The sequence below is a fragment of the Pseudoalteromonas sp. Z9A5 genome, assembly GCF_011378875.1.
Classification (GTDB): Bacteria; Pseudomonadota; Gammaproteobacteria; order Enterobacterales; family Alteromonadaceae; genus Pseudoalteromonas.
The window spans coordinates 1-25,101 of the sequence record NZ_WTLC01000037.1; the positions used below are offsets into that span (position 1 = coordinate 1).

General features: G+C 38.4%; 18 protein-coding genes. 8 read left to right on the top strand and 10 right to left on the bottom strand.

What is annotated here, in order from left to right:
• Window positions 1–89: 89 nt before the first annotated feature.
• From GQR56_RS16515 to GQR56_RS16525, 3 genes are all read right to left on the bottom strand, one after another.
• On the bottom strand, window positions 90–485 hold the full coding sequence (locus GQR56_RS16515) for a hypothetical protein (RefSeq protein WP_166113431.1): 396 nt from the start codon (window positions 483–485) through the stop codon (window positions 90–92).
• Window positions 486–927: 442 nt separating this feature from the next.
• Window positions 928–1,107 carry a DUF6435 family protein gene (locus tag GQR56_RS16520; protein ID WP_007583346.1) on the bottom strand — a complete coding sequence of 60 codons (180 nt, stop codon included), beginning with the start codon at window positions 1,105–1,107 and terminating at the stop codon, window positions 928–930.
• 158 nt (window positions 1,108–1,265) lie between these two features.
• A complete protein-coding gene (locus tag GQR56_RS16525; protein WP_166113434.1) occupies window positions 1,266–2,447 on the bottom strand; it encodes a PQQ-dependent sugar dehydrogenase in 1,182 nt (393 codons plus the stop codon).
• Between the two features lie 279 nt (window positions 2,448–2,726).
• Here GQR56_RS16525 and GQR56_RS16530 point away from each other — a divergent pair, with 279 nt between their 5' ends.
• The 3 genes from GQR56_RS16530 to GQR56_RS16540 all read left to right on the top strand — a co-directional run bounded on the left by GQR56_RS16530 (window position 2,727) and on the right by GQR56_RS16540 (window position 6,021).
• The gene (locus GQR56_RS16530) at window positions 2,727–3,770 is read left to right on the top strand and encodes an iron-sulfur cluster-binding domain-containing protein (protein ID WP_166113513.1); all 1,044 of its coding nucleotides are present in this window, start codon (window positions 2,727–2,729) and stop codon (window positions 3,768–3,770) included.
• Complete coding sequence (locus GQR56_RS16535; RefSeq protein WP_166113437.1) at window positions 3,767–4,819, top strand: acyl-CoA desaturase; 1,053 nt, start codon at window positions 3,767–3,769, stop codon at window positions 4,817–4,819. The genes GQR56_RS16530 and GQR56_RS16535 overlap by 4 nt, the downstream gene beginning before the upstream one ends.
• Window positions 4,820–4,962: 143 nt before the next feature.
• Window positions 4,963–6,021: a branched-chain amino acid aminotransferase gene (locus tag GQR56_RS16540; protein WP_269435953.1), complete on the top strand. Its 1,059-nt coding sequence runs from the start codon at window positions 4,963–4,965 to the stop codon at window positions 6,019–6,021.
• 702 nt (window positions 6,022–6,723) lie between these two features.
• Here GQR56_RS16540 and GQR56_RS16545 read toward each other — a convergent pair.
• Window positions 6,724–9,294 carry a TonB-dependent receptor gene (locus tag GQR56_RS16545; protein WP_166113440.1) on the bottom strand — a complete coding sequence of 857 codons (2,571 nt, stop codon included), beginning with the start codon at window positions 9,292–9,294 and terminating at the stop codon, window positions 6,724–6,726.
• A 710-nt stretch (window positions 9,295–10,004) separates the two neighbouring features.
• The gene (locus tag GQR56_RS16550) at window positions 10,005–10,319 is read right to left on the bottom strand and encodes a DUF962 domain-containing protein (RefSeq protein ID WP_166113443.1); all 315 of its coding nucleotides are present in this window, start codon (window positions 10,317–10,319) and stop codon (window positions 10,005–10,007) included.
• Window positions 10,320–10,481: 162 nt separating this feature from the next.
• Here GQR56_RS16550 and GQR56_RS16555 point away from each other — a divergent pair, with 162 nt between their 5' ends.
• Window positions 10,482–12,638: a prolyl oligopeptidase family serine peptidase gene (locus tag GQR56_RS16555; protein WP_166113446.1), complete on the top strand. Its 2,157-nt coding sequence runs from the start codon at window positions 10,482–10,484 to the stop codon at window positions 12,636–12,638.
• A 103-nt stretch (window positions 12,639–12,741) separates the two neighbouring features.
• On the opposite strand, the gene GQR56_RS16560 is transcribed toward GQR56_RS16555, so the two are convergent.
• Window positions 12,742–14,034, bottom strand: coding sequence for an anti-phage deoxyguanosine triphosphatase (locus tag GQR56_RS16560; RefSeq protein ID WP_166113449.1), 1,293 nt, complete (start codon window positions 14,032–14,034; stop codon window positions 12,742–12,744).
• 348 nt (window positions 14,035–14,382) lie between these two features.
• Here GQR56_RS16560 and GQR56_RS16565 point away from each other — a divergent pair, with 348 nt between their 5' ends.
• Window positions 14,383–15,189 (top strand): glucosaminidase domain-containing protein, encoded by an 807-nt coding sequence (locus GQR56_RS16565; RefSeq protein WP_024610073.1) that lies wholly within the window; start codon window positions 14,383–14,385, stop codon window positions 15,187–15,189.
• On the top strand, window positions 15,182–15,850 hold the full coding sequence (locus tag GQR56_RS16570) for a DUF2987 domain-containing protein (RefSeq protein ID WP_024610074.1): 669 nt from the start codon (window positions 15,182–15,184) through the stop codon (window positions 15,848–15,850). The genes GQR56_RS16565 and GQR56_RS16570 overlap by 8 nt, the downstream gene beginning before the upstream one ends.
• Window positions 15,851–16,028: 178 nt before the next feature.
• On the opposite strand, the gene GQR56_RS16575 is transcribed toward GQR56_RS16570, so the two are convergent.
• The 4 genes from GQR56_RS16575 to GQR56_RS16590 form a co-directional block, all read right to left on the bottom strand.
• Window positions 16,029–16,589, bottom strand: coding sequence for a hypothetical protein (locus tag GQR56_RS16575; protein WP_166113452.1), 561 nt, complete (start codon window positions 16,587–16,589; stop codon window positions 16,029–16,031).
• A 186-nt stretch (window positions 16,590–16,775) separates the two neighbouring features.
• The gene (locus GQR56_RS16580; protein WP_024610076.1) at window positions 16,776–17,786 is read right to left on the bottom strand and encodes a LacI family DNA-binding transcriptional regulator; all 1,011 of its coding nucleotides are present in this window, start codon (window positions 17,784–17,786) and stop codon (window positions 16,776–16,778) included.
• Between the two features lie 223 nt (window positions 17,787–18,009).
• A complete protein-coding gene (locus tag GQR56_RS16585; RefSeq protein ID WP_166113455.1) occupies window positions 18,010–19,335 on the bottom strand; it encodes an MFS transporter in 1,326 nt (441 codons plus the stop codon).
• Between the two features lie 199 nt (window positions 19,336–19,534).
• Window positions 19,535–20,863: a GH1 family beta-glucosidase gene (locus GQR56_RS16590; RefSeq protein ID WP_166113458.1), complete on the bottom strand. Its 1,329-nt coding sequence runs from the start codon at window positions 20,861–20,863 to the stop codon at window positions 19,535–19,537.
• Window positions 20,864–21,129: 266 nt separating this feature from the next.
• On the opposite strand from GQR56_RS16590, the gene GQR56_RS16595 reads away from it, so the two are divergent.
• On the top strand, window positions 21,130–22,404 hold the full coding sequence (locus GQR56_RS16595; protein ID WP_166113461.1) for a sugar MFS transporter: 1,275 nt from the start codon (window positions 21,130–21,132) through the stop codon (window positions 22,402–22,404).
• Entirely contained in the window at window positions 22,404–24,956 is a 2,553-nt protein-coding gene (locus tag GQR56_RS16600) for a glycoside hydrolase family 3 N-terminal domain-containing protein (protein ID WP_166113464.1), read from the top strand. Before GQR56_RS16595 ends, GQR56_RS16600 begins: the two co-directional genes overlap by 1 nt.
• Window positions 24,957–25,101: the final 145 nt, after the last annotated feature.

A 25,101-nucleotide genomic window follows, 5' to 3' on the forward strand; every position in this document is an offset into this window, starting at 1 on the left:
TTAGCGGCCTTAAAACACAGAGGTTCACCACTTTTAAAATTTGCAATTAATAGCTAAATTTTACTAGTCGTCCACCTCAGGGCGTGTTGTTATGTACGACCTACTGACACTTTAGGAGGATTGTAACTTAAAGCATTAATACAGCCATTAGTTGTTACTATTAACCACTCTTGTAAATCCAACTGCTTGCTGATAGTTAAGACTCCTGTTTCGATTGCCTCTCCAGTAAGCCAACCACCTTCGATAATTTTAAATACGTTATAATACCTAAAACTAGCGTTATCCCAATAATACATGAGGTCACCTTCATCTAGATATCTAAAGCCATTGAGTTCATCAAACTCAATAATTAGATCAACTCTTTCACCATTTTCATTTGTTGTGTCTAAGGTAAAAAAATAACCACTGCCATCACAGTTAACTTTGTAAATATCACTTTCGTGATACTTGGAATCAGTTTTAGGCCCAAACGGTTCAATTATCATAAGTATCGAGGAGTACATAACAGCTTTATCAGAGGACACTTTCCTCTTTTTATGAGCAACGCATGTCCTTTTAATTACTTTTAATATTAATAGCAAATCCTGTAACACATTGCGAGTATTAAACTTTAAGTCGGGCTGTTCTTTTAATAATATGCAAAAAAGAGGAAAACGTCCTCATTTTCTGACTTATGAGGAAAAACGCCAGCGCTGTATGTAAATGCAGCAATTACAGATTTAAAATGAAGGCCAAAAGCCTTTTTAAATCATTTAACAGCCACTAAAAAACGACAGCGATAACGTAAGTAACCGCTTTAAGCACACTTGTTTGTGTAAGCATATTATAAAAGGTGGTTTACGGATGGTGGGAGCTGTAAAGCGAGGTCATGAATTACTAAACGCATCTACCTACTTTTAAAGCAGAGCTGACACGTTTAATACGAACTTACTTGGCTTTTTTAGCCTCTAGAATTTCTATTTCACTCCAGATTTTTTCGGCTTCTGCACTTAACATTGCAAAGCTTTTAATGTCGCCTTTTCTTTGTGCCTGCATTCCTTGCTCTAATTTTACGTCGTATTCTTTACGCAGTTTTTTTATTGGGTCAGGCTTTAAAAATGAAAACATTAGTATTCTCTTAATTTATTAAATTATATGTAGTTAGTGTACGCATTAATGGGCTTAATAGTTCTTTGTTTGGTAAAAATGTTTACTTTGTGCCTTTAAGGCGCAAAGTAAACACGGTGTAATTATTAACGTACTGTGTGCTAGTTTTAGTGCTAGTGCTAATGTTTAGGTTCTGGCTCTAGGCGTTTAATACCTTGTCCATCAATACCTAAATAAATAAAACCATCGCTGCCTTGGGCAAGGCTACGTACTCTGCCAATGCCATCGAGTATTTTATATTGCTTAACAACTTTGCCTTTTGAGAGTTCCAGTGCGCTAATAAAAGCAAACTTCATGGAGGCTAGTAATAGTTTACCTTTTAACTGTGGGTATTTATCACTCGTTACATACAACATATCGGAAGGAGCAATAGAAGGGGTCCAGTGTAATACGGGCGATTGCATGCCGTCTTTTTCTTTAAGGTCTGTAAACGTGGTACCGCTGTAGTTAATACCATAACTTACTAAAGGCCATCCGTAGTTAGCGCCTTTATTTATTATATTAAGTTCATCACCGCCGCGTGGACCATGCTCATGGGACCATAAAATATTATTTTGATTGTTAAACCACATACCTTGTGGATTACGGTGCCCATAAGACCATACCGCATGTTTTGCATCTTTTTGTTTAACAAACGGATTGTCGCTTGGGATATTACCATTTTCATGTAAGCGATAAATTTTACCGCCGTCCCGCGTGAGATCTTGCGGGTTTATGTCGCGCGAGCCGCGATCGCCAATTGAAAAATAAACATAACCTTTATCATCAAACACAATACGGCTGCCGTAGTGCTGGCCTTTGGTACTATTATGCTCGCCTTTGTATAGCAATTGCTGATCAGATAACTGCGTATGATCGTCACTTAGCTTGGCGCGCATTAGGGCGGTGTTACTTCCGCTTCCTTTGCCTTCACTACTTGAGTAACTAAAGTACAGCCATTGGTTTTGCTTACTATCGGTGTGTAGTGCTAAATCAAGCAATCCACCTTGGCCATTAGCATCAATGTTGGGTAGCCCTGAAACCTTAGCTAACGTAGTTGTATTTTTAGGTAATAAAAATAACGTTCCACTGCGCTCAGATATTAACAAATCACCATTAGCTAAAGGCTCAATAGCCCAAGGTATAACCACACCTTCTGCTGCTGTTACTGCGTTAACGTTAAGCGGTAAAGTATCGAGTTCTTTATAGTTTTTTATGTAATCGCTTTGTGCATTTGCGGGTGCATTAATAGCAAACATAGCAACGGTTAAGCCCGTAAGTATTAGTTTAGGGAGTGTGTTATGTGACATTAAATTTATCATTATGGCTTCCAAAATTAATCCAATCTTACATAACCTTAACATGGCATAAATAAATAAATTTGTTAAGTGTTGAGTTGAATGAAAAACACACACTTATATTTTTATAAGATGAACTTTTAACAGAAAATTGTTTTAGCAATTAGCACTAATAAAAAATTGAATAATTACTCTACTGGGGTTGAAAACTAAAAATTTCAGCGTACACTTGTGCGCTGAAGTTTGAGCGTACACGTGTAAGTTCAAAAATTAAGTATTTTACGACCCAAGAGATTAATAGTGATGATAATTAAAGTATTAAACCAATTTTCAAAATGGTTTTTACACCATCAAAGTTTTGCAGGCTATATAGAGCCAATAATGCAGGTGTTTAAACCTGCGTGGCGTGCAGGGCAGTTTAGAGCGCAAGTTGTTAATACGACGGTGCTTAATGGTGGCTTTTTAAGTGTGCAACTTAAGCCAAGTAAACAATGGCCAGCACATACGCCAGGGCAGCACATTAGCTTAACGCTTGAAATTAATGGGCGATTATTAACACGCGTGTTTACCGTGGCTTCAAGCGCTCAGCAATTTAAAAATACAGGTTTAGTGCGCTTACTAATTAAAACGAATACGCAAGGGCGCTTTACTGGCTTGCTCAGCAGTGCATTAAAAGCGGGTTTGTGGTGCAATATTTCTGCGCCAAATGGCGATTTTGTATTTAAAAACACACACACGCCAGCCACTTTTATTGCAGGCGGCTCGGGTATAACACCTATGCTAGCTATGCTTGATGATTACTTAAACCAAACAACGCAAAAAGTGTCGTTGGTGTATTACGCAAAAGCCACTGAGCATCAATGTGTTGATGAACTGAGTGAGTTAGCAGCGCGTTTTGAGCATTTTTCGTTTTTATTATTAACGCGTGAGCAATCAAGCGATATAACCAGCAATATTAAGCCGTGGGAAAATCCAGACATTTACTGCTGTGGTCCGGCAGCATTTATGCAAATGGTGAGTGATTTTGCTAAAACGCATAAGCTAAATTATTACCAAGAAGCATTTGGTTTGGCGCTACCAAGCTTAAACGACGATAGCCAATTTAACGTAAAAATTAACGCCAGTGCCCATGTTGTATCGGGCAACGATGTTTTATTGACTCAGTTTGAAGAAAAAAAGCTACCCGTTAAACGCGGTTGCGGTATTGGTATTTGTCATCAATGCCAATGTATTAAAAAGTCTGGCGTGGTACGTAATTTAAAAACAGGTGAATTGAGTGACAACGGCGAGCAGTTAATACAACTTTGCGTAAGCCAACCTGTTAGTGATTTGGAGTTACAATTATGAAAAACATTAACTATGACATGCTCGCAAGCGAGTTAGATGCCATTAAAATGGACACCCTTGGCAAAGTAGGTCAACAAGATGCTGACTACATTCGCTCTGTTGTGCGCAAACAGCGAATGTGTGAATGGAGCGGGCGAATTTTGCTTATGCTTGGTTTTATTCAGCCACTATTGTGGGTTGCAGGTGTGCTGTTATTAGCGCTTGCTAAAATTTTAGACAATATGGAAATTGGCCACAATGTAATGCACGGTCAATACGACTGGATGAACGACAAGCAACTTAATTCACAGCATTATGAATGGGATATAGCGTGCGATGGACAAAGTTGGCACCGTATTCATAATTTTGAGCACCATACTTATACTAATATTATTGGTAAAGACCGTGATTTTGGCTATGGATTATTACGCCTGAGCGACGATTTTAATTGGCGTTTAAAAAATGTATGGCAGTTTATTACATACATTAATTTAAGTGTGCTATTTCAGTGGGGCGTGTCGTATCACGAATTGGCTGCAGAGCGTGTTTTTATTGGTAAAAAGAAAGAAAACCGCGAAGGGCTTGTATCGCACTCAACACTAAAACATCGTTTTTTTAGTAAAGGCGCTCGCCAGTTAATTAAAGATTATGCGATATTTCCGTTACTTGCAGGCCCATTATTTTTATGGGTATTAGCGGGTAATTTAGTGGCAAACTTAATCCGTAATTTATGGACATCTACCATAATATTTTGTGGTCACTTTACCGAAGAAACGCAAACATTTAAACAAGAAGACTGCGTAAACGAAACCCAAGGGCAGTGGTATTACCGCCAAGTATTAGGCTCGTCTAATATTAAAGGACCGCATTGGTTTCATGTTTTGACAGGGCATTTGAGCTGCCAAATAGAGCATCATTTATTTCCTGATATGCCGTCTTCGCGCTATCAAGAAGTAGCGCCTCAAGTACAAGCTGTTTTGAAAAAACACGGTGTTGATTATCATACGGGTGGTTTTTTTAGACAGTATACGTCGGTGTTAAAACGTATTATTAAATATTCGTTTAAATAAATATGTTTTAATTAACGAATGAAAAAATCGGTCTGTGTAGCTGCACAGACCGATTTTTTTGTTTATAGCACCCAATGCGGTTGATTTGTAAACAGCACTTGCAAAAAATTCTCTTAGTTAATTAAAAAAGCCTTACTTTAGCTATGGTTAAATGGCGGGTGATTGTCATACAATGGAAGAAAATAGACCACACAAGAGAGATTAAAATGGCCGCATTTGGTACCGTGTTTATGCCGCAGATGATTCAAGCTCGTTTTTCTGATAATAAATGGAGCGAAAGCTCGATTGTCCCTTCCGATAAACTTGAACTTCATGCTGGTGCACACGTTCTTCATTATTCAAGTACATGTTTTGAAGGCTTAAAAGCCTTTCGCCATGAAGATGGTTCTGTTTATCTTTTTAGAATGGATGCAAACATTGCACGCATGCAACAAAGCTCAGCGCTATTAAGCTTACCGAGTTTTGATGGCGATATGCTAAAAACGATGATTATCGATATTATGCGTGAATACGCAGATGAAACGCCACTACCACCGGGCTCTATGTATATTCGCCCAACTCATATTGGTACTGAGGCGGCAATAGGTAAAGCAGCTGCGCCATCAATGAGCTCGCTTTTATATACGTTACTATCGCCAGTGGGTGATTACTTTGCAGGTGGTGCAACTGCACTACGCGTACTACTTGAAGAAGATGGTATGCGCTGCGCTCCGCACATGGGTATGGTAAAAAGTGGTGGTAACTACGCCAGTGCTTTAGCGCCTATTAGTGCTGCACGTATAAAGTACCAAGCAGATCAAATTTTGTTTTGCCCAGGTGGCGACGTACAAGAAACCGGTGCTGCTAACTTTATACTCATTGACGGCAACGAAATTATTACTAAAGCACTCGATAGCACCTTTTTACACGGTGTTACACGCAGTAGTGTTTTAACCATAGCCAAAGATTTAGGTATGACGGTAAGCGAGCGTAACTTTAGCGTTACTGAGCTACTAGAACGTGCAGCAAAACCAGGTACTGAAGCGGCGCTTTCGGGTACTGCTGCGGTACTTACTGCGGTAGGTACGTTTATTCATAACGATAAAGAATATAAAGTAGGTACTGGTGAACCTGGTCCTACTACAGCACGTTTACGCCAAGCATTGAACGATATTCAATGGGGTAAAAGTGAAGACAAACACGGTTGGTTAACTAAAATTTAATCGACTTAATAATCCGATATTGGTTTTCTAATATCGGATTTTTTATAGCGCATTAGAGTTTAGAACGTCTGTTTAGTTTTTAAATTAAGGCAGAGGTATGTTATTGGTTTTCGTCATGCTGATCATTTGCTCTGTATTCAACACCTAATAAATATGAATCCACGTGCGAAATCTCAGTTTTACTTTTGGTTCGGAAAATAGGGAAGCTGCAGGTTTATTTACTCCAATATGTATTTTAAATAGGCGTTTATTTTATTGTTACTACCTACTTTATTGTTATCGATAATAAATATAAAAGGCCGCTACAAAAGCAAAAGTGAATTAACTTTTAGCGATAGCGGGTGGTGGTATTGGCAATGAAATTTGTTTAGGTATTGGCGGTGACTATTTTGGGAAAGTTTTTTTAGAATAAAGACGGTGAAGCATGCTTTGAAGGTGAGGTGGATTTGAATAACGTTGAGTTATTTACAAGCTCATTTGATCTGTTTTTATTATCTTTGGCCCAGCCTGTAATATGTAAACCAAATAGTCTATAAATTCTCATTAATTAATCGGTTTCAAAACTAAATAGTTGCTTATGATTACTTTGCTCTGGTTTTAGTTATAGAGCTTATCAAAGCCGGTTTTTCTAACTTTGAATATATTTACACTGTTTTGGAATATCTGCATGGTTGTTAGTCATGCAGATATTTTAATCAATGATTAAAACTTCATTTCTATTTTGCCGTACACGTAGCGTCCGTTAAATCCGTATGGCGAGAAGCTAGAATAAGCAAATAAGCGTGAGAACGTTGTTACATCGTCTACATTTTCACGGGTTGCATCTGGATAAACATCAAAAATGTTATTAGCACCTAAGCTCAGCGATACGTTTTCACTAAGCGAGTAGGCGACATCTAAGTCAGTGATCCATTTAGGCTTGAGTACTTCGTTAAGCTCTGGTGTTTCTGAAGGGTCTTGTGTTTCACCGTAGCGCGTTGTTCTGAGTGTTGTGCGCCACTGGTCCATATTCCATGTTGCACTTAGGTTGTACTTGTTGCGTGGGGTGCTTACTTCAAAACGACGAAGTTCGTTACCAGAGAATAAGTTGTCTTGATCAAACCCAGCACCTTGCAACTCTGCAGGGGCATCAATTATATCGGTAACTTCATTTTTACCGTAGTTGTAACCTAAATTAAAGGCAACATCGCCATAACCGTCGGTTGCTAGGTTGTACGATGCTACAACATCAACACCGCGCGTTTTACTGTCAATTGCGTTTAAGAAAAAACGCCCTTGATTAGCACCTGTACCTTCAAGTAATTGCTCAATTGCAGCACCTGATAAGTTGTTTGAAAGCACGATTCGGTCATCAATTAATATTTGGTAATAATCAACGGATAAGCTGAAGTTAAAGTCGGTAGACCATGTAAACCCAACGCCGTAGTTTGTTGCTTCCTCAGCATCAAGGCCCGGTGAGCCAAGCGCTTTTGCTACATCACTACCTGGCGCAAAAGTACCAGTTTCGGTTGGTTCGCCATCAACAAATACAGTGGCTACTGAGGTGAAAAATTGCTGTTGTAACGACGGCGCTCTAAAGCCCGTTGAGGCCGATGCACGAATTGCTAGGTCTTCAGTTAACGCGTAACGAGTGGCAATTTTACCATTAAGCGTATCGCCAAAGTCTGAGTAATCCTCATAACGAGCGGCAACGGTTAGGTTCCAATCATCGGTTAGGTAAGTTTCAAGATCGATGTAAAAGCTTACGTTGTGGCGGCTGTTATCACCTTCGGATTCTGGCGTAAACCCAGGGAATACTTGTGATCCGGCTGCACCAAATGGACCATCAACAGGGTCGGTTACTGCACCACCTGGACCAAACGTACCTTGTGCGTATGAGGCTTCTTCGCCTGCATCTATTTGGTAACCTTCGCGGCGGTACTCAGCACCTACCGCTACGTTTACAGAGCTTTCTAAAAAGCTTACGTCTACTTCACGGCTCAAATCAACGTTTAAAGTAAGTTGGTCGTACGTCAGTGTGCCTGCATCAAATGTAGTTTGGCTAGTAGGTCCGAATGAAGTATTTAAGCTATTAGTAACACCAAACTCAAATGCATCTTGTCCGTACACTGCCGATACATCGTAATTCCATTCGCTTACAAAGCCTTTAACACCAAGGGCGAGTGAAAAATCGTTTATGTCTGAAGTAATAACAGGTAAAAATCCGTCTGGGTAAATTTCTTCTATATTACGGCTATCACTTGCACGGCGATAAAACCCGCCGCCTTCGCCTTCACGTTTGCTGTAAGAACCAAATGAATATAAGTCAGCATTGTTTGTTAACTGGTATCCGGCGTTATAAAAAACAGAAAGGTCTTCAACATCGCCATTACCAAAATTATGGTTATAACGATTTACGGTAAGTTCGCGTGGGTCTAGGGAGCCGTCATCTAAGCGCGCGTAGTTTTCGCGTTGGTCGTAGTCTGAGCGATTAGTTGAATGGCGGTCGCGGTATTCTGTTGAGATATTTAAAAAGCCATTTTCGCCAAGTTCAAACCCCATATTACCTTGTAGCGTTAATGTTTGACCGTCGGTTAGTGAGCGATCGCTGCCCTCGGTAAATGCCAAATTGCCATCGCTGCCTTCAGATACAGATTTTAGCTCAGGTACTCCATCCATTTCAGTAACGTTAGCGCCGTAGTTTGCTGAAAAAGAGCCACCACTACTGGCACTTTTAAGCACAATATTAATAACGCCAGCTATAGCATCAGAGCCATATTGCGCTGCTGCGCCATCGCGTAATACTTCAATACGAGCAATTGCATTTGCCGGAATCGCGTTTAAATCAACTGATGAAGAACCACGACCCGTTGAGCCATTTAAATTAAGTAATGCATTACTGTGACGGCGTTTACCATTAACAAGTACTAATGTGTGATCGGGGGCTAAACCACGAAGTTGAGCAGGGCGTACGTGGTCACTACCATCTGTAAGGGATGCCTGCGGGAAATTAAAGCTTGGTAATAAGCTACTCAGTAGCGCGTTTGTTTCTGTTTGGCCTGAATTATTAAGTGCGTCTGCACCTATAATATCTATTGGTACTGCGCTGTCTTCTACTGTGCGACCTAATCGGCGAGAGCCTATTACGCTTATTTGTTCTATGTTTTCTTCTGCTTTAGTGTCTTGTGTTGCAGCGCTTACAGAAAGCGAACCTAGTAGCGCGGCAGATGCGCTCATTGCGAGTAATATTTGTGGCACCGATTGTTGTAATTGAAATAATGGCTTTTTATTCATGTTTTATTTCCCCATACCCGTTGAATTATTTTAGTTTTTGTACAAAAAGGTTAATAATACCAACCCGCAATAATACCTAATCATTTTTAGGGGCTAAACGTGTCGCTACCTGCGTTAAAAAATTCTCATTTACGACTGCATGGATGCAGAAGGTAGAGCAATGCAGGAGCAATTGCCGAGAACAACTAAATAGCGAATTTTTTGCCTAGCTATCAACACGTTTTTCCATCCTCAAAATAGATCATTTAATTAAGCGAATTGGTATAAACTTTTTTGTTACCTTGAACATATACTTAATTAACAAAGTCAGTCAATTGAATAACATTCAATTAATCTAGCTGCTTTTATAATTACATTTGGTCATTTTTTATAATGATCATCGTTTTAGTTATATGAGAGTGATGAATGCTAAGTAATTGATGAATAATGAATTATAGAAGTACTTTAAAATTAACGTTTAATTAACGACTATTAGTGTGATGGAGGGTTGAGTTAATTATCAATGGTGTTCTGTTTTTAGTGGGCTAACAATAAGTAGCTGTTAAGTTATAAATAAAATTAGCGAGAAGGAAATATAAAACCAACCACCAAATGTTAATTTAATTAACATTTGGTGGTTGTTCTACAAATATAATACTGTTTATGAGAATCTATACTTTAAACAACGAAGCAACTTTGTTTTTATAAGTAATTGGTATAAAAAAATATCGTTAAAATTTAATTTTTCCTATGAGCATATCTTTAAACATAACCCAATCTCCCCACAAACTATAAAAAGGATACTTAAAAGTAGCTGGGCGATTTTTTTCAAAAAAGAAGTGCCCGACCCACGCAAATCCGTATCCAATAACAGGTAAAAGCCATAATAAACTGTATTGTTGTGCTAATAACGTAATTGCAATTACTACAATGACTAACGTGCTGCCTATAAAATGCAAACGACGGCAAGTAACGTTACGGTGCTCTTTTAAATAATAAGGGTAAAAGGCTTTAAAGCTTTTAAATGTAGAGTGTGTGCTTTGCATTGTTTGCTCTTTTATCTTTTTAATGAAAATCATGAACTATTAAAGCGTAAGTTTACATTTGTTTACAGCGATAAATGCCGATGAGCTCATCTTAATAGACAAAAGGACTAAAAGTTAATAACTTAGGTGCACTATTAATAACAATTAAGAACGGAACTCATAATGTTTAAGCAAACTTTAGCATGTGCTGTACTACTAGCACTTAGCGGCTGTTCAGAGCCAACTAATATGGCAATTAAAGAAGAAGTAAAAGCACCTATGAAGCAAGTAAATTCAGTTGTATATCCAGAAACTAAAAAAGGTGATGTGGTTGACACTTACTTTGAAGAGGCAGTTAGCGATCCGTATCGTTGGTTAGAAGATGATATGAGTGAAGAAACTGCACAGTGGGTTAAAACTCAAAACGATTTAACGTTTTCTTATTTAGAGCAAATACCTTATCGCGATAAGTTAAAGCAGCGCCTTGAAAAATTAATGAATTACGAAAAAATAGGTCCTCCTTTTACTGAAGGCGATTACACCTATTTTTACAAAAATGATGGTTTGCAAAATCAATATGTTTTATACCGTAGTAAAGATGGCGGCGACGTTGAAGTATTTTTAGATCCAAACAAGTTTAGTGAAGATGGTACGACGTCTATGTCGGGTTTATCGTTTTCAAAAGATGGCTCTTTATTGGCGTATCAAATATCGGAAGGCGGCAGTGATTGGCGTAAAATTATAGTTATTGATACAAAAACTAAAGAGCAAGTTGAAGAAGCACTTGTTGATGTTAAATTTAGTGGCATAGATTGGTTAGGTAACGAAGGTTTTTATTATTCAAGCTACGAAAAACCTAAAGGTAGTGAGCTTTCGGCTAAAACAGATCAACATAAAGTGTATTACCATAAGTTAAGCACTGCTCAATCTGCTGACCAAGTTGTATTTGGTGAAACTGATGCGCAAAAACATCGCTATGTTGGCGCTGACGTAACTGATGACGGACATTACTTACTTATTTCAGCAAGTACGTCTACTTCAGGCAATAAGCTGTTTATAAAAGATTTAACAAAAGAAAATAGTGAATTTGTAACGGTTGTTGGAAATACTGATTCAGATACATCGGTTATTGATAACGAAGGCAGTAAACTGTTTTTAGTAACTAATTTAAATGCGCCAAACAAAAAAGTAGTCACGGTTGATGCAAACAACCCAACCCCGGAAAATTGGGTAGATTTAATTGCTGAAACCAAAAACGTACTAAACCTGACTAAAGGTGGCGATACCTTTTTTGCCAACTACATGGTTGATGCGATTTCGCAGGTAAAACAATACAACAAAAAAGGCGAGCTAATTCGCGAAATTAGCTTACCAGGTGTAGGTACTGCAAGCGGTTTTGGTGGTAAAAAAGAGCAAACTACGCTTTATTACTCATTCACTAATTATAAAACACCAGGCACTACGTATACGTTTGATGTAACTACTGGTGAGTCGGGTGTTTTTCGTAAGTCGGCTATTGATTTTAATAGTGATGATTACACGTCTGAGCAAGTGTTTTACACATCAAAAGACGGTACAAAAATACCAATGGTAATTACCTATAAAACAGGTATTAAGCTTGATGGTTCAAACCCTACTATTTTATACGGTTACGGTGGTTTTAATATTAGTTTAACGCCAAGCTTTAGTCCGGTTAATGCAGTATGGCTTGAGCAGGGCGGGGTATATGCCGTTGCTAATATTCGTGGTGGTGGTGAGTACGGTAAAGACTGGCACAATGCAGGCACTAAATTGCAAAAGCAAAATGTGTTTGATGATTTTATTGCAGCTGCTGAGTATTTAAAAGATAAAAAGTATACATCTAAAAAGCGTTTAGCACTGCGTGGTGGATCTAATGGTGGTTTATTAGTTGGCGCGGTAATGACTCAGCGTCCTGACTTATTTCAGGTGGCTCTTCCTGCTGTAGGCGTACTTGATATGCTACGTTACCATACATTTACTGCGGGCGCTGGCTGGGCATACGACTACGGTACGAGCGAGCAAAGCAAAGAAATGTTTGAATACATTAAAGGCTATTCACCTCTTCATAATGTAAAAGCCGGTGTTGAATATCCAGCCACTATGATCACGACAGGCGATCATGATGACCGTGTTGTCCCTTCGCATTCGTTTAAGTTTGCGGCTGAGCTTCAATCAAAACAAGCGGGTAGTAACCCAACACTTATTCGTATAGAAACAAATGCGGGTCATGGTGCAGGTACACCAACCAGTAAAATTATTGATCAGTACGCTGATATGTTTGGTTTTACACTATATAACATGGGCGTAAAATCTTTATAAAACGTTCCAACTAAATATAAAAGCTAAAAAGGCCGAGTAGATTAAATTTACTCGGCCTTTTTAGTAATGCTCAGTTTTATATTACTTACGTCTATTGGTATTACTACTGCATAGGTGAAAACAATCGTTGATACGTTTTATAAGCGTATTCGTCGGTCATTCCGCTTAAGTAATCGCAAATTATACGCATGCCTTGGTTTTGCTTTTCGGCTTCTATGTATTGTGCTTGTGTAGTTTCGGGCAATAAACGCAGCGGATCGCTAGCAAACGCGGTAAATAACTCTATTAGTAAGTTTTGACCTTTAAATTCTATTTGCTGCATTTCGGGGTCGCGTATTAAACGCTGAAACACAAAATGCTTAAGTATTTGCAATACACTGTCGTATTGGGCATCTAATTTAGCGGTGTACTTTAAAATAGGGCATTCAAAGGCATCGTTTTGAATATCTAAATGTATGTGAATAATAAAGGTATTAACCAGCTCACCTATGGCGTCTTTTCGCTCGTAGTCATTTTTTGAAAACAAACGCTGGGTGAGCGACTCAAGCATGGTGTTTAACCAGTCAAAATTAAGTGCTTTTAAATGAGGCAGAGCATGCGTTTGCCAATCGTCTAACGTAAGTACATGGGTAGCAATCGCATCTTCTAAGTCATGTACGGCATATGCTATGTCATCGGCATGTTCCATAATGGCGCTATCGAGGGATTTATATGTTGTTTTAGCACGGTATTTATCAATAGTGGCATGGTTACCAAGCAACGTTTTATCGTTTTGACTCAGTGGTTCTACTATCCAATTGAATATGGCTGCATCGTCATTGTATAAGCCTTTGGCTGGTCGCCAATCATCTGCTTTTATAAATGCACGACCTGTTGTTGTATCGGGAATGGTATGCCAAAGCGTGTTTATAAATGCAGGGTATTTTATAAAGCCTAATAAAGTACGACGAGTAAGGTTCATCCCATGACCGTTGCTGTAGGGCTCAAGCTTTGCAACTATACGCAGTGTTTGCGCGTTGCCTTCAAAGCCACCATGATCGCGCATCATGTAATTTAGCGCTATTTCACCACCATGACCAAAGGGCGGATGACCAATATCGTGTGCTAAACACAGTGTTTCTAGCAGTCCGGTTGATGGAAAGTGCGTAAAATCGCTATGTTGTGCTTTTAAATGGCGCAGTATGCCGGTGCCAATTTGCGATACTTCTAAAGAGTGAGTAAGGCGAGTTCGGTAAAAGTCGTTTAAACCAATGCCCATAATTTGGGTTTTGGCTTGTAATCGCCTAAATGCAGCTGCGTGAATAATACGAGAGCGATCAACCTGCCACGGTGAGCGGTTGTCGTTAGGTCTATGTTTGTGCTGTTCTATTATTCGGCTTTGCCATTGCTTATCCATACTGCTCACTCAGAAATAATTAGTTACGCTAGCAGTATACCCATGCACTTATAAATTGCGAATTTAGGTTATTCGCGTTTACAAAGTGGCTTAGGTATAATGGGACTTCGTATGCTTGTGTATTGACCATGCATAACTAGGGCGTGTTGATCTTTGCGGATTAAATTTGTTCAATCTAGAGGCGATTTAATCGCCCCTAAGAAGAGCCCTTTGGCATTTATGCTGCGTTATCGCCTATTTATGGGAATAACCACACTACATAGGCTCTGCCTTACCTAAATGCTAAACATACTACTGCAAACTTAATCACAAAAGGTCAACACGCCCTAATATTTAAAGAGAGAATACATGCTAAAAACCATTTTTAAGTTTTTGTTAACCATATTTTTTATATGGGCACTTGCGTACCCATTTATGCAAAGTGATGACGTAGATACAGATGGACAAACTACCTCTGAATCTAAAAAAATAAAGAAAATAGAAAAACCATTACATAACGTTAAGCTACCTAAGTTTTCAGAATTTACTGATGTAAAAGAAAAAAAACATGCCTTTTTTAATTTTATTCGTCCGCATGTTGAAGCCGAAAATAAAAAAATATTACAGCAACGCGCAAAACTAGAAATTGCACGTATGATGCTACAAAACGATTTGTCGCTTGAGAATAAACAAAGCAAAGACATTGTTAAAATTTTAAAATCGTACGACTTACCAACCACGCTTGATACGCTAACACTTACGCAAGCACTGCGTCGTGTTGATATTATTCCTAAAGAATTAGCACTTATGCAAGCTGCGAACGAATCGGCTTGGGGTACATCGCGTTTCGCACGCATTGGTCTTAACTTTTTTGGTCAGTGGTGTTATTCAAAAGGCTGTGGCATGGTTCCAAAGCGCCGTAATACTGGTGCTGCGCACGAAGTTGCTGCGTTTAAATCGGTAAGAGCTGCTATAAACGCTTATTTTAAAAATATAAACACGCACCCAGCATATAAAGATCTACGTGCTATTCGTGAAAACTTACGCTTAGAACAAAAACCAATTGTAGCCACTGAGCTTACGCATGGGTTATTGTCATACTCTGAGCGCGGCGAAGCGTATATAGAAGAGCTAAATACAATGATTAACCAAAATAGAGCTTACTTTGATGAATAAACGCATTTTAAATTACACCAACGTTACGGCATTGGTATTACTAAGCATTACAGCATTTAACGTAAATGCGAGAGAGTTTGTAATGTCGTATGATGGTTTTTACGACCGCTTAAAAATTGTTAATAAGGGCGATTTTCAATACGCGCGTGTTAATTTTTATATAAGCGATATTGGTACAAATGAATCGTGTGCGATTAAAAGTGGCACTATTCTAACTGAGAATAACGAGTATCCGCTTAACTTTACCGATAAAGCGCAGCTGTTATTACCGTTTGATAAGCAACTTGATACCGATAAAGCGGTTATTGTGGTGCAGCCACAAAATCCAGATCACGATTGCCAATTAAAACTTCAAATAGAAGCAAACGAACTTGAAGGGCTCACACTTTCAAAGCAATCTTTGTATACTATTAACGACGAGTTAGATGAATTATTAACTGATTTATCGGGCTTTTTTGTTAGCAAGTTAATGTGGTTTTTATTACCAGAGCAAAAGGGCGTTGCAGTTACATTTAAAAGCCCAATGCAGTTTGATGATAAAAGTATAACGTGCGAAAAGTCAGTATGTTACTTTGCAGTTGAAGATAACTGGGAAGATGATAACGCGGCACTTGGCGATATATCGCAAGTTATTAAAGTAACGCCTTGGATTGTTAAGTAGCGAGAGTTACGGTTAAATAAGAATGTGTAATTGCCACATAAAAAGCGACATTTAGCTAGGTTGTTAGGAAACTGAGAGATTGATATTCTCTCAGTTTTTTATATATATTATTTTTATCATCTGCTATGTGATCAGATTCAAGCTAGGTACAAAAGCAATTTTATAAGTTTAAATGCTTTTAACTACAATTATTGTCCCAAAACTTAGTATGCTTAATTTCAACTTGGTCAAAAAGGTTTATTTGATTATCGTTATCATCAAAAGATCTAATAAATGCAGAAAACCCATCTGTTTCAGCAGATTTTGTTTCAGGAGTTATCCAAGCTCTATATTTGATTGAACCACTGCCATCTTTAAGTTCACTCAATGGTAAACCCCTTAAGCCTTTCCCACCTTCTGAGTTAATCCAAAAAGAATAATCAACAGTACCATCTTCTTTTTTTGCATAACCACTATTCACATCTTTATGACTAATCCCAAGTTCGCTTATTTCTTTGGGGCTATTTTTTACATTTTCATAAAAAACGTCATAAATAATCTCATTACAAGATTCATCATAAATAGCAATTTTACTGATATATGCTGCTTCTTTAGCTTTATCTGCTGTTTGTTCCCAAATTGTTACTGACTTTTCACCAGAATCAAAATATTGAAAACTAAAAATAGATATACCAATTATTAACAAGACAATAATTGTTACTAGATTTTTATTATTTTTATTATTTATTTTTGACTTCATAATATTATTTATCACATTTGTTATATTTAAAATTTAACGAAAAAGCTTTCAAACAAATATAGTGCGTTTTACAAGAAAATCATACTTTTATAGATAACATAACGTGTTGAAAAAATAGATTGAAATTATCCTTTGATATTATACTCGTTTAAAATTTGGCTGGTTTTTTATTCTATACTTTAACATTCAATTGGATGTAACAAGTGGTGCTGATGAATCACGCTGCATTAAAGTGGGTTCAAAAAACCGATTTATAACGAGGTTTTTATTTTGATACACGTCTTTAAGAACCAATTTAGCAGCCATCTCACCCATTTTAGCGACAGGGTTATCTATTGTTGTAAGGGTAGGATAGAGGTAGTTTGCAAAAATAACGTTATCAAACCCAACAATCGATAAATCGTTTGGTAAGTTATACCCATGCTCTCTGGCATACTTCATAGCACCAGAGGCCATTTCGTCGTTGGCGCAAACAAGTGCAGTAAAGTTAATTTTGCTATCTATAAAATGTTTTAAGCCTTTGCTGCCACCGGTTTCGTTAAAGTCGCCTATATAATAAAGCGCAGGCTCAAATTTAACATCAGCCTCAGCAAGTGCTTGTTTATGACCTTCTAGCCGGTTAAATGCATCGGCTTTAAATTGCGGACCTGCAATATAGGCTATTTGATTATGCCCTTGGTCTAATATCGATTTAGTTGCAAGGTAGCCACCTAGTTGGTTATCTAGGCTTATGCAATTTTCTTTAAGTGGTTCTACGTAACGGCTCATTAGATAAACAGGTGTAGAGCCTTCGCTAAGCTTTATTAAATATTCGTCTGAGACGGCTTCTACGTGCAAAATAATAGCGTCGCAACGTCGGCTAATTAAAAACTCAATACCTTCTTTTTCTTTGTCTTCTTCACTGTGACCGGTGGTAATAATAACGTGTTTTCCAGCAGCGCGAAGCTCAGACTCAATACCAGCCATCATTTGAGCAAAGAACGGGCCGTGTAACTCAGACACTAATATACCAACACTATTGGTGCAGTTAGATGCTAAAGATTGGGCTATCGAATTAGGTTTGTAACCAAGCTGCTCCATTGCATCAAGTACTTTTTGTTTAGTTTTGTCGCTCACACGGGTATTTTTGTTCATCACACGTGAAACGGTGGCTAATGATACGCCAGCAAGTTCTGATACTTGATAAATAGTTGCCATGTTATTTGTTCACTCGCTTATCCTTACTTCTTCAGCTAAATCATACCTTAGAGTGAATACCCAAACCACCTCAAGATGTAAGTTTCAGTTGTATTTAAAAGTGATTTAGGCAAGGCATTGATCGCAAATAATAGTGGTTCTATTGTTAAAATCAATAACGCAGTATAAATCGCTTTTAAACCAACCCTGAGTTCTGCATTTTGAGCTGGTTTGGGTATATACCTTAACTAGTTGTTGTTAGTTTAGATTGAATATTTTCAACAACCTGATTTGTCAGTGTATATTTTTTCATTATGTAAGCTACAAATAATGATCCAAAAGCAGGTAACACAGTAAATGAAAGCAAAATACCGTGTTGGGTATCGAGTGTTTGTACAGTATCGGCTTGGTAGCTATAAAATGACAACAACCAACCCGCAATTGCGCCACCTACAGCCACACCCATTTTAATAAAGAATATGACGCCAGAATAAACCAAACCAGTAATACGCACGCCTGTTTGTTGGTGACCATAATCTATTGTGTCGGCCATTTTAGCCCACAGCAGAGGTGTTGCCATGTCTAAAAAGAATTTCCACAAAATAAATGCAGTGAACGCGAGTACTAATTGATCACTGTTAATAAAGTAACTAAAACCGCAAATAACAGCGGCAATAAGTTGTAAACTTATATAGGCTTTTATTTTACAAAAGCGCTTGGCAAGTGGTTGAGCTAAGGCGCAACCAACCATGCTTGCTGCCACACCTAGAGTCATAAATAAGGTTACTAGATCGTCTCGACCTAAATAATATTTTACGTAATAAACAGCAAGAGTCAGCCTTAATACTTGCCCAGTAAGCAAAAAGAATGCGGCTAAGCAAAGGGTTCGCCATTGATCGTTTTTTATTAATGTTTTTACACTTTTAGCAAAAGGGATGTTTTGCTCTTTTGGCTGTTGAATTCGCTCTTTTGTGCCTAAAAAACAAAGTAAAAATAATACAAAGCCTAAAATACTCATTGCGGTCATTGTGTATTGGTAGCCTTTGGCAGCATCGCCTTGACCAAAATATTCAACCATTGGCATTGTACAACCAGCAACAATTACGCCGCCTAACATTCCAAATACAAAACGATATGATTGAATTGTAACGCGCTCTTTTATATCTGCAGTTAGTACTCCGCCTAATGCGCAATAAGGAATGTTTATAGCGGTGTAGACAACCATGAGCAAAGTGTAGGTAGTAAAGGCATAAATTATTTTATCAGTGCCTTCTAAATCAGGTGTAGTAAACGCTAAAATACTGATAATGGCAAAAGGGAGGGCAAGCCAGAGTAAATAGGGGCGAAAATGACCCCAGCGCGTATGCGTTTTATCAGCAAGGTTTCCCATTAGTGGGTCAGTCACGGCATCAAAAACACGCACAGCTAAAAACATTGTACCTACCACTGCAGGCGATAAGCCCACTACATCGGTGTAGTACAGCATTAAAAACATCATTACTGTTTGAAAAATAATATTACTGGCGGTGTCGCCTAAGCCATACGCTATTTTTTCTTTTACACTGACCATGATTGTTTTATCCCGCTTTATGTTTATTTTAGTTGCGTTGTGAGATGTTTATATCTTTGTTAAAACTGATAACGCTGTATAAATTACTTTTAAACCAAACCTATGGGCGTTTCACAGGGAATTACTTCCCTCGTTGTTCTTTTTAAAGGTTGCTACTTTGTAAAGTAACGCCTTATGCTAAGCCCTGTGAAACCTTTAATTATCTGTTAGAGATAAGTGCTTTGTAAGCAAGTCCACTTTTTTTAATAGTACGTTGCTGTGTTTTATAATCTACATACACAATACCAAAGCGCTTTAAGTAACCTTCTGCCCATTCAAAGTTGTCCATTAAGCTCCAAGCAAAGTAGCCATGTATTGTAACACCTTGTTCAACCGCATTATGAACCGCATTTAAGTGATCATTATAATAATTTAAACGGTCTAAGTCGTTAACTTCGCCATTATTATATGTGTCGGGCATTGCCGCGCCATTCTCTGTTATATAAATAGGCGGTAGGGTGTAGGTTTTATTTAGCGATACAAGTAAGTCGGTGAATGATTGCGGATAAATTTCCCACCCCATATCTGTTAATGGACCTGTAGGTGCAATTGGTTCATAAATATCAGTAGGGTGCGCTTTATAAACTTGGCGGGTGTAAAAGTTTATACCTAGATAATCAATAGATTGAGAAATTAATTCCATGTCGCCTTTGTGAATATCGGGCTGGTGGCTTAATGGTAATTGATTAATTATATTTGGGTATTGACCGTCAATTATTGGTTTGATGTACCATTGGTTAAGGTAGTCGTCTGCAAATGCAGTGGCTTTTAAGTCTTCATCACTTTGGGTAAGGCTGTAACACGGTGTAAAATTAAGCACTATGCCATTTAAGGTATTAGGAGAGTTTTGTTTTAGCACTGTCATGGCAAGTCCGTGCGCTAATAATAAGTGGTGCGCGGCTTTACGACCGTATTCTTTTCCTATTTTACCTGGCGCATGAATACCAATTTCGTAACCTAAAAAGGCACTGCAAAATGGTTCATTTAACGTGGCATACGAATGCACGCGTTCTCCAAATGCTTTTGTGATTAAATTTACGTAATGCTCAAAAGCATAAGCAGTTTGTCTGTTAAGCCAACCACCTTCATCTTCCAAGTACTGCGGTAAATCCCAGTGGTACAAAGTAACAAAAGCTTTAATATTGCGACGTTTTAGCTCATCTAAAATATCGGTATAAAATTTAACGCCTACAGGATTTAATTGACCGTCTTGGGTCATAACACGTGGCCAAGAAATAGAAAGCCTATAAGCATCTACGCCTAGCGACTCTATAATATTAATATCATCACGCCAGAGGTTATAGTGATCACACGCTGTGTGCCCATCTGAGCTATCAACTATTTTATTAGGGGTATCGCAAAACGTATCCCAAATACATGGAAGGCGATCGTTTGATCCCCCTTCAATTTGAAAAGAAGCCGTAGCCACACCATACACAAAGTTTTTAGATAATAGCGGTGAATGTGGTGGTAGTGATAATTTTGTCATTAATAACAAACCTTTTGAGAGTTATTTACAGAGAATTTACCTCTGTATTTATACTTAATTACTGATATATGTGCTGAGTAAAAATAAAAAGTGTTGAAATATTCAGCTTGTTCGTATTTAATTGCATATGAAAGCGCTTACATTTAAGGTTAGTGTTTATTAATTCTTAGGTCAACTCTTTAATGCGCCTTTAAAGGTGTATAGAAGTTAAATAATTAAAAGAGTGATTTAAGAAGAGATTTATAATAATAAATTACGGAGAGCACATGGCAAGTTCAGCACCACTGACAACACACACACAACCGCAAAACTTTCAGGATAAGAGTTATGGTTTTGCATTAACGTCTTTAACCACATTATTTTTTATGTGGGGATTTATAACCTGCCTAAATGATATTTTAATTCCGCATTTAAAAGGCGTATTTAATTTAACCTACGTACAAGCGATGCTGGTTCAATTTTGCTTTTTTGGCGCTTACTTTTTAATGTCGTTACCGAGTGGTTACATAGTAAAAAAGGTAGGTTATAAAAAAGGGATTGTAACAGGACTATTAGTTGCGGCTGGTGGCTGTGTTTTATTTTATCCTGCTGCTGCACTGCATAGTTACCCTGTGTTTTTATTCGCATTATTTGTGCTTGCAAGTGGTATTACATTATTACAAGTATCTGCTAATCCGTATGTGAGTTTACTAGGTCCTTCAAAAACGGCGTCATCTCGCCTTACTCTTACGCAAGCATTTAATGCGCTAGGTACAACGGTTGCACCAATATTTGGTGCCTTATTAATTTTAGACTCGGCATCTGAGGCATTTTTAACGCCTTCGCAAAATGCTGAATCAGTTCAACTCCCTTATTTACTATTAGCCGCCATGCTTATTTTGTTAGCGGGTATTTTTGCTTGGCTAAAACTACCTAATATTATGCAAGAGCAAGAAGCCGAAGCGGAAAAGTCGGATGCTGTACAGGGCAGTGCATGGCAGTACCGTCATCTAACATTAGGTGCCGTAGGTATTTTTATGTATGTAGGTGCTGAAGTTGCTATTGGTAGTTTTTTAGTAAGCTTTTTAGCACAAGAAAACATAGCTGGGCTAAAAGAACATGTTGCAGCGCATTACATAACGTATTACTGGGGCGGTGCAATGGTTGGACGCTTTATTGGCGCAGCCGTTATGCAAAAGGTGCCCGCAGGTAAAGTACTTGGTTTTAACTCTTGTATGGCAATTATTTTAGTGATTGTTGCAATGAGTACAACCGGCGCTGTTGCTATGTGGTCAATTTTATTAGTTGGTTTATTCAATTCAATTATGTTTCCAACAATTTTTAGCCTTGCACTTAACGGGCTTGGTAAGCATACCGCTCAGGGTTCAGGTATTTTATGTTTAGCAATTGTAGGTGGTGCAATAGTGCCATTAATACAAGGCGCATTTGCTGATGCTATAGGCGTACAGATGTCATTTTTCTTACCTATTTTATGTTACATCTTTATTGTTTATTACGGCTTAAGTGGCAGCAAACCTGTGTTAGTGAAGGAGTCATTGTAATGAAAACGACGTTTAAACTTAATGCATTAGCGATTGCAACATTAGTGGGGAGTGTTACTGCACTAAGTGGATGCAGTAATGATGGCAATGTTGAAAATATAAATGCTGAAGCGCAATCAAAAACAGCTAAAATTTGGCCAAAGCTTTCAATTGCAGTAAAAAAAGACCCTGTAATTGAAGCTAAAATTGTTGATTATTTACAAAAGATGACGCTTGAGCAAAAAGTAGCGCAAATGATTCAGCCAGAAATACGTGATATTACGGTTGAAGACATGCGTAAATATGGTTTTGGTTCATACCTTAATGGCGGCGGTGCTTTTCCAAATGGCGATAAACATGCAACACCGAACGATTGGGTTGCACTTGCTGAAAAAATGTATCAAGCATCTATTGATGACTCTGTTGATGGAATTGCAATTCCTACAATGTGGGGCACGGATGCAGTACACGGTCATAATAATGTAATTGGCGCTACGCTTTTTCCTCATAACATTGGTTTAGGTGCTGCTAACAATCCTGAGTTAATTGAAAAAATAGCGGCAATTACCGCTGTTGAAGTAATGGCGACAGGTATTGATTGGGTTTTTGCACCCACCGTTGCTGTAGTACGTGACGATAGGTGGGGTAGAACATACGAGGGCTATTCTGAGGATCCACAAATTGTACGTGACTACTCAGCAGCCATTGTAAATGGTTTGCAAGGTAGAGCCGATAGCGACTTTTTAAGTGATAAAAGAGTAATAAGCACCGTTAAGCACTTTATTGGTGATGGCGGCACAGTTGATGGTGACGACCAAGGTGACAATGTTACTACCGAACAAGAATTGTTTGATATTCATGCACAAGGGTATGTAGGTGGTTTGTCGGCTGGTAGTCAGTCGGTAATGGCTTCATTTAACAGCTGGCATGGCAAAAAAAACCACGGCAATAAATACTTGCTTACCGATGTGCTTAAAACTCGTATGGGGTTTGATGGATTTGTAGTTGGCGATTGGAATGGTCACGGGCAAATTAAAGGCTGTACAAACGAAAGCTGCCCACAAGCAATTAACGCCGGTTTAGATATTTTTATGGTACCAACCGGTGCTTGGAAACCGCTTTACGAGAATACAATTTCACAAGTTAAAACTGGTGAAATAAGCATGGATCGCATTGATGATGCTGTGGCACGTGTTTTACGCGTTAAGCTACGCGCAGGGTTATTTGATAAGCCAAGCCCAGCTAAACGTCAGTTCTCTGGTAAAACAGAGCTAATTGGCGCTAAAGAGCATCGTGAAGTTGCCAAAGAAGCCGTACGAGAATCATTAGTATTGTTGAAAAACAAAAACAATATTTTACCATTATCGCCAAAGCAAAATGTACTTATTGCTGGCGATGCTGCCGACAATATTGGTAAGCAGTCGGGTGGCTGGAGTATAACTTGGCAAGGAACGAACAATAAAAATGTTGATTTTCCTGGTGCTACATCAATTTACTCAGGGCTAAAAAATCAAATTAGTGCTGCTGGTGGTAAAGCAATATTGAGCGCAGATGGCACATTTGAACAACGCCCTGATGTTGCTATTGTTGTATTTGGTGAAGAACCATATGCAGAAGGGCACGGCGATAGAGATAACCTTGAATTTGAGCGTGGCAATAAAAAATCATTAGTGCTTTTGAACTCGTTAAAAGAGCAGGGTATTCCTGTTGTAGCTGTGTTTATATCGGGCAGACCTATGTGGGTTAACAGTGAATTAAATGCGTCTGACGCATTTGTTGCAGCTTGGTTGCCAGGTACAGAGGGCGCAGGTATTGCCGATGTATTACTTAAATCAGCTGATGATAAAGTTCAGTATAACTTTACAGGTAAGTTGTCGTTTTCATGGCCTAAAACAGCAATTCAAACAGCAGTAAATAAAGGTGACGAAAACTACGACCCATTATTACCTTATGGTTTTGGATTAGCATATGGCGATAAAAACGTTTTGGCTGATGACCTTGATGAAGATTCAAAACTTGATAACTCAGCACTTACCAATATGAATGTATTAGTAGGCGCGCCCGTTGCACCTTGGCGTTTGTTGTTAAAGTCTGGTGATAAAATATTAGATGTATCAAGTAGCACCCACGAATTTGGCGCGATTAAATACCGAACTGAAGACAAAACAGTGCAAGAAGACGCACGCCAATTTGACTTCAGCGGTGCAGAAAAAGCCAGTGCTGAAATAGTAACAAGCTTTGCTGAGGACACGATTGCATACCTTGAAGCAAACGGTGTTATTAGTTTCGACATAAAACTAAATGATGAACTGACTAACGACGTAGTACTTGCAATGACTTGCTCTGGTAGTTGTGGCGCTAGCATTGATTTAGCCGACATTGTTGATAAAAGCATAGAAAATGAGTGGCAGTCGGTTTCAATCGATTTAGGTTGTTTTGCCAAGCAGGGTGTTAATTTTGCGAGCTTAACAAGCCCATTTAGTTTACGCAGTAATGGTAAAGCATCAATATCTGTGGCTAATATTCAATTAGTACCAAATAAAGCCGATGAGGCAACGCTCTCTTGTAAGTAGTGTGATTAATTTTATTGTGTGTATGTCAAAGCCCTTCGTATGAAGGGCTTTTTTTATGATGCTAGTTTATTTGTGTTTGTTCGTGTTTATCTTTGAAGGTTAAATTTGAAGTTGTGTGTTGGTTTGTAGGTAAAGCACTATGTAG

Excerpts from the sequence above, each read along its gene's own strand:
- GQR56_RS16515 (WP_166113431.1), bottom strand. The coding sequence starts at position 485 with ATGATAATTGAACCGTTTGGGCCTAAAACTGATTCCAAGTATCACGAA.
- GQR56_RS16520 (WP_007583346.1), bottom strand. The coding sequence starts at position 1,107 with ATGTTTTCATTTTTAAAGCCTGACCCAATAAAAAAACTGCGTAAAGAA.
- GQR56_RS16525 (WP_166113434.1), bottom strand. The coding sequence starts at position 2,447 with ATGATAAATTTAATGTCACATAACACACTCCCTAAACTAATACTTACG.
- GQR56_RS16530 (WP_166113513.1), top strand. The coding sequence starts at position 2,727 with ATGATAATTAAAGTATTAAACCAATTTTCAAAATGGTTTTTACACCAT.
- GQR56_RS16535 (WP_166113437.1), top strand. The coding sequence starts at position 3,767 with ATGAAAAACATTAACTATGACATGCTCGCAAGCGAGTTAGATGCCATT.
- GQR56_RS16540 (WP_269435953.1), top strand. The coding sequence starts at position 4,963 with ATGGTTAAATGGCGGGTGATTGTCATACAATGGAAGAAAATAGACCAC.
- GQR56_RS16545 (WP_166113440.1), bottom strand. The coding sequence starts at position 9,294 with ATGAATAAAAAGCCATTATTTCAATTACAACAATCGGTGCCACAAATA.
- GQR56_RS16550 (WP_166113443.1), bottom strand. The coding sequence starts at position 10,319 with ATGCAAAGCACACACTCTACATTTAAAAGCTTTAAAGCCTTTTACCCT.
- GQR56_RS16555 (WP_166113446.1), top strand. The coding sequence starts at position 10,482 with ATGTTTAAGCAAACTTTAGCATGTGCTGTACTACTAGCACTTAGCGGC.
- GQR56_RS16560 (WP_166113449.1), bottom strand. The coding sequence starts at position 14,034 with ATGGATAAGCAATGGCAAAGCCGAATAATAGAACAGCACAAACATAGA.
- GQR56_RS16565 (WP_024610073.1), top strand. The coding sequence starts at position 14,383 with ATGCTAAAAACCATTTTTAAGTTTTTGTTAACCATATTTTTTATATGG.
- GQR56_RS16570 (WP_024610074.1), top strand. The coding sequence starts at position 15,182 with ATGAATAAACGCATTTTAAATTACACCAACGTTACGGCATTGGTATTA.
- GQR56_RS16575 (WP_166113452.1), bottom strand. The coding sequence starts at position 16,589 with ATGAAGTCAAAAATAAATAATAAAAATAATAAAAATCTAGTAACAATT.
- GQR56_RS16580 (WP_024610076.1), bottom strand. The coding sequence starts at position 17,786 with ATGGCAACTATTTATCAAGTATCAGAACTTGCTGGCGTATCATTAGCC.
- GQR56_RS16585 (WP_166113455.1), bottom strand. The coding sequence starts at position 19,335 with ATGGTCAGTGTAAAAGAAAAAATAGCGTATGGCTTAGGCGACACCGCC.
- GQR56_RS16590 (WP_166113458.1), bottom strand. The coding sequence starts at position 20,863 with ATGACAAAATTATCACTACCACCACATTCACCGCTATTATCTAAAAAC.
- GQR56_RS16595 (WP_166113461.1), top strand. The coding sequence starts at position 21,130 with ATGGCAAGTTCAGCACCACTGACAACACACACACAACCGCAAAACTTT.
- GQR56_RS16600 (WP_166113464.1), top strand. The coding sequence starts at position 22,404 with ATGAAAACGACGTTTAAACTTAATGCATTAGCGATTGCAACATTAGTG.